Origin of the sequence: Nostoc sp. TCL240-02 (assembly GCF_013343235.1) — a bacterium.
Taxonomy (GTDB): domain Bacteria; phylum Cyanobacteriota; class Cyanobacteriia; order Cyanobacteriales; family Nostocaceae; genus Nostoc.
This window is the reverse complement of sequence record NZ_CP040094.1, coordinates 7,227,772-7,241,337: the sequence shown is the minus strand read 5'-3', so window position 1 is coordinate 7,241,337 and position 13,566 is coordinate 7,227,772. Positions and strand designations below refer to the sequence as shown.

General features: G+C 41.1%; 14 protein-coding genes. 10 read left to right on the top strand and 4 right to left on the bottom strand.

Annotated elements, in window-relative coordinates; genetic code table 11:
• Positions 1-16: 16 nt before the first annotated feature.
• Positions 17-367 carry a hypothetical protein gene (locus FBB35_RS31045; protein WP_174712819.1) on the bottom strand — a complete coding sequence of 117 codons (351 nt, stop codon included), beginning with the start codon at positions 365-367 and terminating at the stop codon, positions 17-19.
• Positions 368-1,197: 830 nt separating this feature from the next.
• Between FBB35_RS31045 and FBB35_RS31040 the strand changes: the two genes are divergently transcribed.
• The 5 genes from FBB35_RS31040 (at position 1,198) to FBB35_RS35235 (ending at position 5,320) form a co-directional block, all read left to right on the top strand.
• Positions 1,198-2,031, top strand: a complete 834-nt coding sequence (locus tag FBB35_RS31040) for a photosystem II manganese-stabilizing polypeptide (RefSeq protein ID WP_174712818.1) — start codon at positions 1,198-1,200, stop codon at positions 2,029-2,031.
• A gap of 807 nt (positions 2,032-2,838) precedes the next feature.
• Positions 2,839-3,615, top strand: a complete 777-nt coding sequence (locus FBB35_RS31035) for an RNA polymerase sigma factor SigF (RefSeq protein WP_174713835.1) — start codon at positions 2,839-2,841, stop codon at positions 3,613-3,615.
• A 165-nt stretch (positions 3,616-3,780) separates the two neighbouring features.
• Positions 3,781-4,635, top strand: coding sequence for a hypothetical protein (locus tag FBB35_RS31030; protein ID WP_174712817.1), 855 nt, complete (start codon positions 3,781-3,783; stop codon positions 4,633-4,635).
• Between the two features lie 2 nt (positions 4,636-4,637).
• The gene (locus tag FBB35_RS31025; protein WP_174712816.1) at positions 4,638-4,889 is read left to right on the top strand and encodes a hypothetical protein; all 252 of its coding nucleotides are present in this window, start codon (positions 4,638-4,640) and stop codon (positions 4,887-4,889) included.
• A 260-nt stretch (positions 4,890-5,149) separates the two neighbouring features.
• Positions 5,150-5,320 carry a hypothetical protein gene (locus FBB35_RS35235; RefSeq protein ID WP_174712815.1) on the top strand — a complete coding sequence of 57 codons (171 nt, stop codon included), beginning with the start codon at positions 5,150-5,152 and terminating at the stop codon, positions 5,318-5,320.
• Between the two features lie 313 nt (positions 5,321-5,633).
• Here the strand turns inward: FBB35_RS35235 and FBB35_RS31015 are convergent, their stop codons facing one another.
• The gene (locus tag FBB35_RS31015) at positions 5,634-6,314 is read right to left on the bottom strand and encodes a tetratricopeptide repeat protein (protein ID WP_114086120.1); all 681 of its coding nucleotides are present in this window, start codon (positions 6,312-6,314) and stop codon (positions 5,634-5,636) included.
• Positions 6,315-6,995: 681 nt separating this feature from the next.
• On the opposite strand from FBB35_RS31015, the gene FBB35_RS31010 reads away from it, so the two are divergent.
• A complete protein-coding gene (locus tag FBB35_RS31010; RefSeq protein WP_012411120.1) occupies positions 6,996-7,322 on the top strand; it encodes a YbjQ family protein in 327 nt (108 codons plus the stop codon).
• A 350-nt stretch (positions 7,323-7,672) separates the two neighbouring features.
• The gene (locus tag FBB35_RS31005) at positions 7,673-8,305 is read left to right on the top strand and encodes a hypothetical protein (RefSeq protein ID WP_174712814.1); all 633 of its coding nucleotides are present in this window, start codon (positions 7,673-7,675) and stop codon (positions 8,303-8,305) included.
• A gap of 298 nt (positions 8,306-8,603) precedes the next feature.
• Here the strand turns inward: FBB35_RS31005 and FBB35_RS31000 are convergent, their stop codons facing one another.
• On the bottom strand, positions 8,604-8,864 hold the full coding sequence (locus FBB35_RS31000; RefSeq protein ID WP_174712813.1) for a hypothetical protein: 261 nt from the start codon (positions 8,862-8,864) through the stop codon (positions 8,604-8,606).
• A 58-nt stretch (positions 8,865-8,922) separates the two neighbouring features.
• Entirely contained in the window at positions 8,923-9,606 is a 684-nt protein-coding gene (gene sufR / locus FBB35_RS30995) for an iron-sulfur cluster biosynthesis transcriptional regulator SufR (protein ID WP_174712812.1), read from the bottom strand.
• 249 nt (positions 9,607-9,855) lie between these two features.
• Between sufR and sufB the strand changes: the two genes are divergently transcribed.
• The 3 genes from sufB (at position 9,856) to sufD (ending at position 13,557) form a co-directional block, all read left to right on the top strand.
• On the top strand, positions 9,856-11,295 hold the full coding sequence (gene sufB, locus FBB35_RS30990) for a Fe-S cluster assembly protein SufB (protein ID WP_174712811.1): 1,440 nt from the start codon (positions 9,856-9,858) through the stop codon (positions 11,293-11,295).
• Positions 11,296-11,401: 106 nt separating this feature from the next.
• A complete protein-coding gene (sufC, locus tag FBB35_RS30985) occupies positions 11,402-12,193 on the top strand; it encodes a Fe-S cluster assembly ATPase SufC (RefSeq protein WP_174712810.1) in 792 nt (263 codons plus the stop codon).
• Complete coding sequence (gene sufD / locus FBB35_RS30980; protein ID WP_174712809.1) at positions 12,193-13,557, top strand: Fe-S cluster assembly protein SufD; 1,365 nt, start codon at positions 12,193-12,195, stop codon at positions 13,555-13,557. Before sufC ends, sufD begins: the two co-directional genes overlap by 1 nt.
• Positions 13,558-13,566 lie beyond the last annotated feature (9 nt).

Genomic DNA, 13,566 nt, shown 5'->3' with positions numbered 1-13,566 from the left:
GAAAATAATTTTTGAGTTAATCAGCAAAGGAGCGATCGCTCTCTAAAACTTCACGGCTATTTTCTGGGGGAGCCTCTTGTGGCAAATTCGCTAGAAAAGCTTGTAGTCTCATCCGCTCGATATAAGGCCAGCCTCCCTCAGACTCAATATCTTTTAGGAGTGAGTAAAGTTGCCGACGGTTAACAGGCAAACTCTCTTGAAAAACCCCATCTCGGATCTCTCTGTGTAACTGTTCCAATTGCCTAAGCATTGCCAAAAGAGCTACAGTCTCACTTTCACAACCCTGCACGGCATCATACACCACAGTTGCGATCGCTTGCAGTTTACAGGACAACTCCCCTGATTCCAGACTTTTGTTATGGTTCATGCCAACTTTTCCGTATAAATGAGGCCAACTCAAATTTACCGGAGATTTTTAATTTTCCCTAGTTTGCCAGTACTTACTCTAGACATCGATCCCAGAAAATGAAGCTACTGTAGGCTTTTAGATGGTTTTTTGCTAGACTCACCGCCTTTGCTCTTCCCTGCACTTACCTAAGTAAGGGTTGAATATAACTAGATTTGTATCTTTATTAAAAGCAATTGCGATCGCTCCTAAAAGAGCGTAGTAACCTTTAGCATAGCCTCCACATCAGCTAGATGCGATCGGGACGAGACTTTGTTAATTAAGAGTACTTTGATTTTGAGTTAAAAAAAATCGTATGATCTGGCTAATTTACCCATCAAACAATGGGCTGTATGTAGTAGCGTCACATACATGATACAAAAAGACTTGGGCGACGCTGCTTTTGCAATTGGCAAAAGCAAAGTGCAAAGCAGACAACTCTCTTCGCACTCTTTGAGGCAAGCACTTATGCTGCTCTGTGTAGCGCTTACTCATCCCCCCGCCCAACTCTAACAAATGCTACCAACAGTAAAACTGCTGGTTTTTTGCCCCCTAGTTACACACATCTAAAAAGGATACAGTGTGCTACTTATTCTGGGGTTTACTCCCCAAGCTCAAGAGAACGACACGTTTAACTACGTTTAGCAGAGAAAAGTTTGACTGGCGACTTCCAGCCTATACGCCCTGAGATTTGTTTCAACTCTGGTAATCAGAGCAACGCAGTGTCAGTTCGAAGATGGCTTTTCGTCAAAAATCAAAGCTTCGATGCAGTTTTACAACTTAGATATTAATTTTTGAGATTGAGGTTGACCATGAGGTATCGCACTTTAATTGTTGCATTCTTGGCTTTGTGCCTGGGACTAATAACTGCTTGTAGTGATGCTCCTGCTACTAGTAGTAGAGATGTACTTACTTACGACCAAATTCGTGGCACCGGCTTGGCAAACAAATGCCCTCAACTAGCAGAAACAAGCCGTGGTTCCATTCCCATTGATTCTAGCCAGTCTTATGCCATCAAAGAACTTTGCTTAGAACCAACTAGCTTTTTCATCAAAGAAGAACCTGCTAATAAACGCCAAGAAGCAGAATTTGTTGCTGGCAAATTGTTAACTAGATACACTTCCACTATTGACCAGGTGCAAGGCAACCTAAAAATCAACTCAGATAATAGCTTGACCTTTGAGGAAACTGATGGTCTTGACTTCCAAGCCATCACCGTACAACTTCCTGGCGGTGAGCGAGTACCTTTCCTCTTCACTATCAAAAACTTGGTTGCTCAAACCCAACCCAGTTTGAGCAGTATTAACACCTCTACGGACTTTGAAGGCACTTTCAAAGTTCCTTCCTACCGTGGTGCTGCCTTCCTAGATCCCAAAGGTCGTGGTGTCGTCAGTGGCTACGATAATGCCGTGGCTCTCCCCGCCCAAGCCGATGATGAAGAACTTACCCGCACTAACGTCAAGCGTGCTGAAAATCTTAACGGCAAGATTTCTCTGCAAATCGCTAAAGTAGATAGTTCTAGTGGTGAAATTGCTGGTACTTTCGAGAGCGAACAGCCATCTGATACAGACTTAGGTGCTGGCGAACCAAAAGAAGTCAAGATTCGCGGTCTATTTTTTGCACGGGTTGAATCGACTCGTAGCTAAATTCTCTAGAGCTTAGATAACTGACCTGGCATTCAGAACTACAATTCTGTAAACATCAGGTTGGATCGCAAAAGTTAACTTCTTTGCCCACATTTTCAGGGCTGTTTCATTCCTATAAAAGCCTTACAGAGACGAAAAAAGACAAGAGAAGAATTACTCCTTCCCTTGTCCCCAACTTTTCAAGAGGCTTTGAAAGAATGAAACAGCCCTGCCTTTTTTCAGGGTGGTACATAGGTTTCTGACAAAGAGGGAGAAAGTTTAAAGCCTAATATGCTTGGGTTAGTGATATTTTGCCCCGCAAGACCTCCCCAAATCAATCTCGCATTTTGTTGTATTTGCTTGCGTAAATATACATACTATTTTCTAAATATTATTAGTTATTTTTAATTCTTAGGTGAATTTCGGTTGAATTGACAGGTAATTTTACTGTAAATCAAACTTTTACTATCTAATAAAATTCCGACTATTATTGTTTTGTTTTGGAAAATTAGCTTCACCATTAATTAATTAAAGTTAAGTAAAATCTCGGTTTGATATTTAGTGATTAATTTTATATTTTATTTCTATGTAGTTTTAAAAATAGCTACAGATTATCCCAAAAATAAATAACAAACTAAATACCAACTTCACCCATTTAAATTTTGCGCGGTTGTCAAGCAACTCTATTGGTATTTTGCCTAAAAAAAGTTGTTAATCCCATAGTAATTGCTATTACATATAGCGCGATATTCTGTTTAATATCGCACAATCGCAACTTAATTTAAAAGTAAGTAATTGATTGTTAATTTACTCAATAAACGCGGTGCTATGCCTACCACAGTCACCAATGAACTAAAACATGAAATTTGGCAATTATTGCGAGAATATCAGCAATATCGGTCAGAAAATGTTCGCAATCAACTGGTAAAACTCAATTTTGGACTTGTGAGAAAAGAAGCTCACTACTGGACGAATCAATGTCATGAAACCTACGATGATTTGCTCCAGGTTGGATGTTTGGGTTTAATCAGAGCGATTGAAAAATTTGAACTTTCCAAGGGACATGCCTTTAGTTCCTATGCTCTTCCTTATATTCGGGGTGAAATTCAACACTATCTCCGAGATAAAGGTGTCACCGTGCGAATTCCTCGGAAGTGGTTAGCACTCCAACAGCAAGCAATAGGAGTGTCACGTTCTTGGCGTGAAAAGCATAATCGCCAACCAACAGATACCGAATTAGCAACAGCGCTAGAAATTTCTCCAAACGAATGGCAAGAAATTAAGTTAGCGTGGATAAATCGCGCTCCCTTGAGTCTTGATGTGCCAATCCAAGATGGAGAAGAAGGTTCTACTTGTTTGGGAGAATTGGTTCCCGATCCTCACTATCGCAGCTTTCAGTTGGCACAAGAAGACCAACTTCGCTTGCAACAAGCATTGGTTCAACTCGAACAACGCACCCGTGATGTTTTAGAATGCGTGTTTTTACAAGATTTGACACAAAAACAAGTTGCAGAACATCTCGGGATAAGTGTGGTGACAGTTTCCCGTAGAGTCAAGAAAGGTCTGGATTTGATGAAACAGCTTATGGGTGTAGCAGACGATTAACTGCAAATAAACTAAATCCGCAGTTATGCTGGGGTGTTAGTGTTAAAAATAACCCTTGAAATGTAAAAAATTAGGTTATAAAGGTAACATACTTTGCCTTTGATACAAATTTTAGGCATGTATATTTCCATTTTTCAATTTTCCAATGGCTTTTGAGAACAGCTCATGGGCAGAAATTCAAAAATTACAATTGCAGCTATTTTAACCTTAGCGATCGCTGGATGTGCTTCTGAAGATACACCACAAGCCGTCAATCCTGCGCCGATTCCTAAAATAGTAGCAAAGTCCCCACCAACGGCTCAATCCTTTAAGAATCCAGTGATACTTGCCAAACAGGTTTCACAAGTTACTCCTGCATCTGTTAACTTGATTCAATCCACTAATCCTACAGAGCGGGCACCGTTAATTCTAGTATCAAAAGATCGGACTGACCCGTTTGCCCAAATTTTTGGACAGACGGTTTCGGGAATGCCTAAAACATCCGGGACTGGAAAACCTGTTCCTATCTTGCCTAAGCTACCGACTGCATCGCTAGCAGGACGAAAACTTTCAACACCTCGCATAGCTTTAAATCAGAAGAAAAATATTGCTTCTGTACCAAAAAAAGTTAATTCTACTTTGACTTCAGTCTTACCTAAGGTTTTGCCTCAAGTTGTCCCCAACCCGACTTTAGTATCTGTATTGCCACCAGCAGCACAACCTGAGTTAGCAAGAGCAGTTATTGTGACTGGTGTGGTTCTAATTAGTAAGGAACCGCAGGCAATTATCAAAGTACCAGATGAGCCGACGAGTCGCTATGTGCAAGCGGGACAGCGATTAGCAAATGGCGTACTGATTAAACGGATTGAAATGAATGGCGGCTCTAACCCGATTGTAATTCTCGAACAATTTGGTATCGAAGTTGCCAAAATGGTAGGAGAAGGGCCTGTCAACTCAACACCATCAGCTACATCTGCTAGTGGCAATCCTATTTCAGTGGCAACGCCCTCCTCAAATCCTCTTAATGTTGGAGCTTCATAGAGATGGAGACTAAGGAAAAAATTGAATTCGCTGGTTGTCCTTTAGCTGTCTATAGAGAGATAGCAGCTCATTTACGTCAAGTTGAAGGGGTAGAAGTGGATTTAATTCCCCAATCATCCCAACAGTTTGATTACAATCAAAGTCAAATTGGTGGTTTGTCCATTTCGTGGACAGCGAATTATGGTTTACAAAGTCGGCAACAAATTAAGCAAATTTTGGCTTACTATCAAAATCGCTATATAAATCCTATTTGATTTGTGAAAATTCAAGCCTCAGATTCCCGACTTATTACAGAAGTCGGGAATTTTGTTGTTAATAAATCAATACGGTTCAAAGCGCTATTTGTACAAAATCGTGAGTTTTTGAGACACGATAAATCGCCGTCTCTACAAGTGTTTTGGTCATTTATTGGGAGCAACCTCAGAAAAAATCTGTATTAGTACTGAGGTGATGGCTGGAGGATGTTGAGCTAGCAGAAAAATGTAATGATTTGGTAAAAATCCTGTCTGGGGATATGAAACGACAGTTGCAGATTGCGGGAGCCTTATTGCATCAACCGCAAATTCTGTTTTTGGATGAACTAACGGTAGAACTAGACCCCCAAAGCAGGCGAAGTCTCTGGGAAATTATTCGGGATTTAAATAAACAAGGAGACGATGCTACTGACGACCCATTATATGGATGAGGTTGAATTTTTGTGCGATGCTTTTTGCTTTACCAAGCCAGGATACATCGGTATTATGGATGGCGATAGGCTGATTTCTTTGGGAACTTTACAACAGCTCCGTTCTATTAACGGAAAAGGTTTGTAATGAAGTAATTAGGTGTGTCTGAAGTGGGAAATGATAGCGTCCGTAGTTGAGAATATTTGTTTTCCCATTTTTGGAAGCAGTAAATGTTTACTTAAACGAATAGCCCGATAAAACCGGAATGCTGGTGCATCCCTCTAATCTAGAAGATATTTTTGTGGAATTAACGGGACGCTAGTTAGATTAATCTCATCCTCCTAACTGCCGCAGCATAGCTTCTACTCTGTCCACTCCTTGTAAGTCATTGCGCCGCTTGTACAAGTCGCGGGCTTTTTGAAGCAAGCTGTTGGCTTGTTTGGTTTGTCGTCGCTGTTTATACATCGAACCCATCAACTCATAGGTCTGGGCGTTGTTTTTATCCAAATCTATTGCTTGTTGGTATGCCCAAGTAGCAGCATTATAGTCTCCCATACGAGATTGCGTTACAGCTAATCCTAAATAGGCGTTAACGTTATTACGGTTTAGCTGTATGGCCCGACGGTAGCCTTCTTTTGCTCCAGCAGTGTCTCCCAAATTGGCTTTGATGTAACCCACAGCGTAATAAAAATCACTGTTGTTAGGGTTGATGGCGATCGCACGACGGTAAGAAGTTAGTGCTGCCTGGTAATTTCCCTGTTGAGCGTATAAGTAGCCAATGCCTGAATGAATTTTAGCATTTTTGGGATCTAGACTAGCTGCTTGTTGATAAACTGCGATCGCACCACCATAATCGCCACTATCTACTAACCTCCGTCCTTCTTCTAGTAGTTGCTTTAATTGTGGGTTTTTGGCTTGCGCCACTAATACCTGAGCTTGAGCTACTGAAGGTATGGTGAAGGCAAAACATCCTAGTAACACCACACTAAACACGAATGATGTCGGCTTGTACACAGTAAATTTCCTGAAATTTTAGAGGACTTTTTTCTTGTACATTAAAACAAAAATATGGATTTTTGAAAACTGTATTTATTCGTATGAATTTAGATGTTAATAGTTCATTCACTGTTCCTTTATATTCAGCACTCCATAAGAGAGTTTTGACTGAAGGATGAGTATAAGCTATCAAGGATCAAATGAAGTTATCCTATATAAAACAGTACAACAGCAAAGCGACACCTTTTTTATCAGTATTTATACGCATTTCCCGAAAAATATCAATAGGCACTTAACTTAATCCTATATTTTGATAGGTCAAGCTTCCAGGGCTTGGTATTCATTGATGTTGATTATTTAATTTAAGAATTTGCTGACTTTGTATATAATTTTTAGTCTTTTATACTACCTTTTTAGAAGTCATCATCCCGGCATTAACATCCTTTTATGGTCATTACACGGTAAGATAAATTTAATCAGTCAAATGTTCCTCTAAATCCTAGTTTCTGATGAGACAATACTAAAACTGAAAGCGTAATCTCAAGTTGTGCGAGAGGATGTTTATGAACCTATATTTTGTAATCAAAGTTACAATTTTCACATATCATATTTAGAGACATATCCGAATAATCAATAATTTTCACACATTTGGATAAACATCTGAATAATAAATATGTATATTATCTAGGAGGTTAATTTATGATTATAACTACTACCGATGTAATTCAAGGAGCCGTGATTGAGTCATATTTAGGTATTGTAACAGCCGAAGTAGTCTACGGCAGCAATTTCTTACGGGATTTTTTGGCTGGTATTCGCGATATTATCGGTGGACGCACTGCTAGCTATGAGCGTCTATTTGAGCAGGGTCAACGCAAGGCATTAGAAGAATTAGAACAACGGGCACAACGTTTAGGAGCAAATGCTGTAATCGGGATTGAAATTGATACTGGCACAATTAATCTTGACCAATCAGGAGTTCTTTTGTTGATTACTGCCACAGGCACTGCTGTAAAAATGCGTTAGTTTTTATTGGCTATCTAAATTAATTATTTTGTTAGGAATTTAATAAGTATTAAAAGCTTTTTTACTAAGTTAAAGAGCCAGTCAGATAGATTGTTTCAATATGTCAGTAGATAAGTGTATTTTAATTTAAGTATTTTCCTAAAAAAGCTCTAAAAATTTATTAGAAAATAAATACTCAATTGTTGGATTAAATATTGTTAAATAAATTTGAATTTTATTACTAAAGATAGATTAAACAAGTATTTCTATTGATAGATAGAAATTTATATGATTTAGCTATTTAATTTTAAGCATAAACATGAATATACCTGAGATAAAGTTTGCGGAAACAGTATTGGAGAACATAAGCTATGTCATACGTAAATCGGACAGGTAATGAAGTTATTTCTACTGACCCTGTGGTAGCAGGACGAGTAGCCGAGTATCACGACCTTGTTCGCTGGGGACCGATTATTTCGGGGTTACTAGTATCTTTAGCTACTCAACTAATTTTAAGCGCTATAATTGGTGCGGTTGCAGCAGGCGCAGTTGAAGGTTCAGGTGCGCCCAGATCAATTGCTCCTAACGCTGCGGGTAATGCGGGACTTTGGTCAACTATCGCTTTGCTAATATCCTTATTTACTGGTGGTTGGGTTACAGCCCGTGCTTGTGGACCAATGAACCGTAATACCGCTCTACTTAATGGTGCAATTCTTTGGGCAACGACTTTGGCAGTTAGCTCATGGTTGCTAGCAAGTGGAGTATCTGGGGCTTTTGGTGTTGCTGCTTCTAACGCTGGGGAAGTTATAAACCAGGTACAACAGCAAGGTGGTGTTAATGTACCACGAGCAAATATAAGTGCCCAACAAGCTCGTGATGCGGCTGCTAATTTGCGTTCGGGACTATGGTGGTTTGTGTTTGGTTCTTTGTTGGGTTTAATAGCCTCAATGATTGGAGCCGTAACTGGAGCTCGTAATCCTAGGGCTAACAGTTACAATCCTTAAATAGTTGTTCGAAAAACAAAATATTATCAACTTTAAAAGCACTTTTTTAAGGTGCTTTTTGTTTATTATTGAAGACTGGCATTTGTAGCATCTAATTGATTCTGCTGTTGCCAAAATACGACTATCAATTGCTTCTAAAATTTGACTTAAACTTAAAACAGTAGCTATGTATACTACTGAGAAGATACGAACCACCGTAACCAAACTTGCAAAAATAGTTTTTGCTATGTTTTTTAGAAGCGGGATATTGTGTATGAATATTTTTTCAAAGCCAATGAAATGCAAATTCTACTACAGATCACCATTTAAGATATGAACCTTCAATACCCTCTTCACGGCGGATTTTACCATCTTTTTCAAACCAGGCTATTATTTGCTGTGCTGTCAAATCTTCAATAACAACACCATATTCTTGGGCGATATGTTTCAACAGCTTAAGTGATGAAATTGTCAATCTTGTTAAAAACTTTTCTGGGGAAGACAACAACGCCGCATCTACTTTTGCTGACTCTTCCAGGGTTAAAAATTGTGCTGATGGTTGCTGTGGTGGTACATCCATAAACGCTATCTCAAATTTAGTTGATTATTAAAGAGGGGGTAGTAGTTTTCATAAATGACTAATGGCGAACTTGTACTAAATAGCCACAACGATGTTCGCCATCAATAATCCAGTGGGTGCGCTCTACGGTACAATCTGGTAATACGGCTGCAAACATTTCTAGTTCGTGACCGCAGATACTAGGAAAAGACTCGGCAACGTTGGAAATGGCACAGTTATGCTCCATTAAGATGAAGCGATCGCTCTCAAAGGAGTCATTTACATCAACAGCGTGATACTCCGCCATGAAGCCTTCCGCTTTTCTTAACTCTACTAAGTTGGCTACACGTTCTCGCAGTGAACCATTACCGACGCGATCGCGATATTCTTTGGCTTTACGCTGCCACTGTTTCTCTAAAATCGATTTAAATTGGTCGTCTCCTACCGTTTCCGCTAAGGTGTCTAGCAGCGAAACCGCAAAATTGCCGTGGCCATCACCAAAGCGATCGCTCATTGTTCGATGCAAGCGATCGCGTCCTTGACGACTCAATTCATAAAGATGCTGCGGCCGCCCCATCCCCGCCGCCTGCACTGATGTAGAATACAAAACTAGCTCCTCCGTCTCCAAATCTTTGAGATGGCGACGAATTGCTTGGGGGGTAACGTCTAAAACTTCAGCTAGCTCTAAAGCCGTTGCTTTTTCGTGTTTGTGCAGATACTCAAGGATATCTTGCTTGGTTGAGGACTGGTGGGTAGTCGCCATCTTCATTTGGTGCGAGACGTTCAGCGAACATCACAAAAATTTTTTTGAAAATTTGACTTTGACAACATTGTTGTTGTTAATTTAGCGTAAAATGAAGATACATTAAACAACAAAGCTGTTGTTTTACTCTCCACCCCTATTCTAGCAGCCGTCTAACCATTCCGTAATCCGAGATGGGAATCGGCTAAAGAAACCCCGTCTCCATCCTTACAGAGAGATTCAAGTTCCGAACACGAGAGATTATTACTGATGAGTGCCACTGTCAAAACCTTAGTCAACCAACCCTACAAGTACGGCTTTGTCACCGATATTGAAGCCGACACTATTCCGCGTGGACTAGACGAGGACGTTATCCGCTTGATCTCCTCTAAGAAGAACGAGCCGCAGTTCATGCTGGACTTTCGCCTCAGAGCTTATCGCCAGTGGCAAAAAATGACGGAACCAACTTGGCCGAATGTCAAGTATCCGCCAATAAATTATCAGGATATCATTTACTATTCAGCGCCAAAACGTAAGAAAGAAAAGCTCAACAGCCTGGATGAAGTCGATCCAACCCTTTTAGAAACCTTTGAAAAGTTAGGTATTTCCCTATCTGAACAGAAGCGACTGGCAAATGTCGCCGTTGATGCAATTTTCGATAGCGTTTCTGTCGCCACTACATTTAAAGAAAAGTTAGCGGAAGATGGTGTTATTTTCTGTTCGTTTTCGGAAGCGTTGCAAGAACATCCAGAACTGATCAAAAAATATTTAGGTAGCGTTGTTCCTATCGCTGACAATTATTTTGCCGCCTTGAACGCTGCTGTATTTAGCGATGGTTCTTTTGTCTATATTCCTAAAGGCGTAAAATGCCCAATGGAACTGTCTACCTACTTCCGCATCAACTCTGGTGATACGGGACAATTTGAGCGGACTTTGATTGTCGCCGAAGAAGGTAGTTATGTTTCTTACCTCGAAGGTTGCACCGCACCGATGTATGACAGCAACCAGTTGCACGCCGCCGTTGTAGAACTAGTCGCCCTCGACAACGCCGAAATTAAATACTCCACCGTCCAAAATTGGTACGCTGGCGATGCCAATGGTAAGGGCGGTATTTACAACTTTGTCACCAAACGCGGTTTGTGTCAGGGCGTAAATTCCAAGATTTCCTGGACTCAAGTAGAAACAGGTTCAGCAATTACTTGGAAATATCCTAGCTGTGTGCTGGTGGGTGATAACTCTGTGGGTGAGTTTTACTCGGTGGCGCTGACAAATCATCAGCAGCAAGCTGATACGGGTAGTAAGATGATTCACGTAGGTAAGAATACCCGCAGTACAATTATTTCTAAAGGAATCTCCGCAGGTAATTCTAGTAATAGTTACCGGGGTTTGGTGAAAGTTAATCCGACAGCTAAGGGGGCGAGAAATTATTCTCAGTGTGATTCAATGCTGATTGGGGATAATGCCCATGCGAATACTTTCCCTTATATCCAAGTGCAAAATAACACTGCGAAAGTGGAGCATGAAGCTTCTACTTCTAAGATTGGGGAAGATCAGTTATTTTACTTTGCTCAACGGGGTATTTCTTCAGAAGATGCGATTTCAATGATGATTAGCGGCTTCTGTAAGGATGTTTTCAATCAGCTACCGATGGAGTTTGCTGTGGAAGCTGATAAGTTGTTGAGTTTGAAGTTGGAAGGCAGTGTTGGATAAATGGAAGCAAGGATAAACACAGGGACATCGGCGTTCTGTGTTTATCTTTTGGAAGAGTAACGAACCGCAAAGGGCGCAAAGGGCGCGAAGAGAGAAGGGAGAGAAGATGATGATTGAAAATAGTGAAGTTGTGCTGTCGGTACGGAATCTGACGGCTAATGTTGATGGAACACCGATTTTGAAAGGTGTGAATCTGGATGTGCGATCGGGTGAAATTCATGCGATCATGGGGCCGAATGGTTCTGGTAAGAGTACCTTTTCTAAGGTGTTGGCTGGGCATCCGGCGTATGAGGTGACTGGCGGTGAAGTGATTTTCCAGGGGCAAAATTTGCTGGAATTGGAACCGGAGGAACGCGCTAGAAGTGGTGTGTTTTTGGCGTTTCAGTATCCGTTAGAAATTCCGGGTGTGAGCAATTTGGATTTCTTGCGGGTGGCGTACAATTCTCGTCGCAAGGCGCAAGGTTTAGAGGAAATAGACGCTTTTGATTTTGACGATTTAATTGAGGAAAAGCTGGATGTGGTGAAGATGAATCCCAGTTTTCTCAGTCGGAGTTTGAATGAAGGATTTTCTGGTGGTGAGAAGAAGCGGAATGAAATTCTGCAAATGGCGTTGCTGGAACCAAAGTTAGGAATTTTGGATGAAACTGATTCGGGTTTGGATATTGACGCACTCAGAATTGTGGCGAATGGGGTAAATCAACTGGCAAGTCCAGACAATTCGACAATTTTGATTACTCACTATCAGCGATTACTCGATTATATTGTGCCTGATTTTGTCCATGTGATGGCACAGGGGCGGATTATTACGAGTGGTGGTAAGGAACTGGCGCTGGAATTAGAGTCTCGCGGTTATGACTGGGTGCTAGAAGAATTTGCAGCGGCTGAGGTGGGTGTGTAATGAGTATTCAAGTATCTCCTAGTGCAATACCTAATTCAAATACAGTCAGTTTGACATCAATCTTAGATAAAGATACCTATCTAACTGAATTGTTAAATCAGGTAACTGCACCTAAAACAGAGGGATGGTTACAGGAATTACGTGAAGGTGCTACTAGTTGGGTACGCCACTCGACTATTCCCACCACCCGCGAGGAAGAATGGCGATTTACTGATTTGTCGTCTCTACGAAAGGTGCAATTTAATAATGTAGAGATGCGAAAATTCGCGTCTCTACAATTTGATATTTTGCCAGAAGCGGCTACTAGTCGTTTGGTATTTGTGAATGGCGTTTTTGCACCGGAGTTATCAGCAGTTTTAGATTTGCCATCTGGAATTGTGGTGAGTAATTTGGCTGGTTTGTCTGTGGTTGAGCAGCAAGCTGTGCAGCAGTATTTAGCTCAAGCTGAGGGAGCGCAGGAGGTTTTTACTGCTCTCAATACGTCTGGGATAACTGATGCAGCTGTGGTGTGGGTGAAGAAGAATGTGGTAGTTGAAACGCCAATTCATTTGGTGTTTATTTCGGTTGTGGGTGAGACGGCGACGATTTCGCAGCCTCGTTGTTTGGTAGTGGCGGAAAGTGGTTCCCAGGTGACGTTGGTTGAGGAGTATACGAACCGCGAAGACGCGAAGGAAGAAGTTTACTTAACTAACGCGGTTACGGAAGTTTGGGTTGGTGACAATGCCGAGGTGAGTCACACTAGGATTGAGCAAGAAGGTGCAGAGGCTTTTCATATTGGGAAAACTGCGATCGCACAGTCCCGTGATAGTCGATATACTTGTCATGCCATAACTTTGGGTGCAAAGTTGTCGCGGCACAATTTGGAAATTTTGCAAACTGGTGAGCAGACACAAACTACTCTCAATGGTTTGACGATAATTTCTGGTAAGCAGTTAGCTGATACTCACAGTGTGATCGCACTTAACTATCCTCACGGTACAAGCGATCAATTGCATAAATGTATTGTAGGCGATCGCGCTCATGCGGTGTTCAATGGTAAAGTTTTTGTACCCAAACCAGCGCAGTTGACAAATGCAGCCCAGTTGAATCGCAATTTGCTACTATCATCGAAAGCCAGAGTTGATACCAAACCCCAATTGGAAATCACTGCGGATAATGTAAAGTGCGCTCACGGTGCTACCGTTAGCCAATTGGAAGATGATGAAATATTCTATCTGCAAAGCCGGGGAATTGATGAAAACGATGCTCGGAAGTTGTTAATCAACGCCTTCGCTGCTGAAGTTATCAACGAAATACCAGTTCCCTCTCTGCGAGAAATCCTTTTAAACACAGTCAATAATCTCAAGTCCCTGACTAATGAGTAATAACTAATC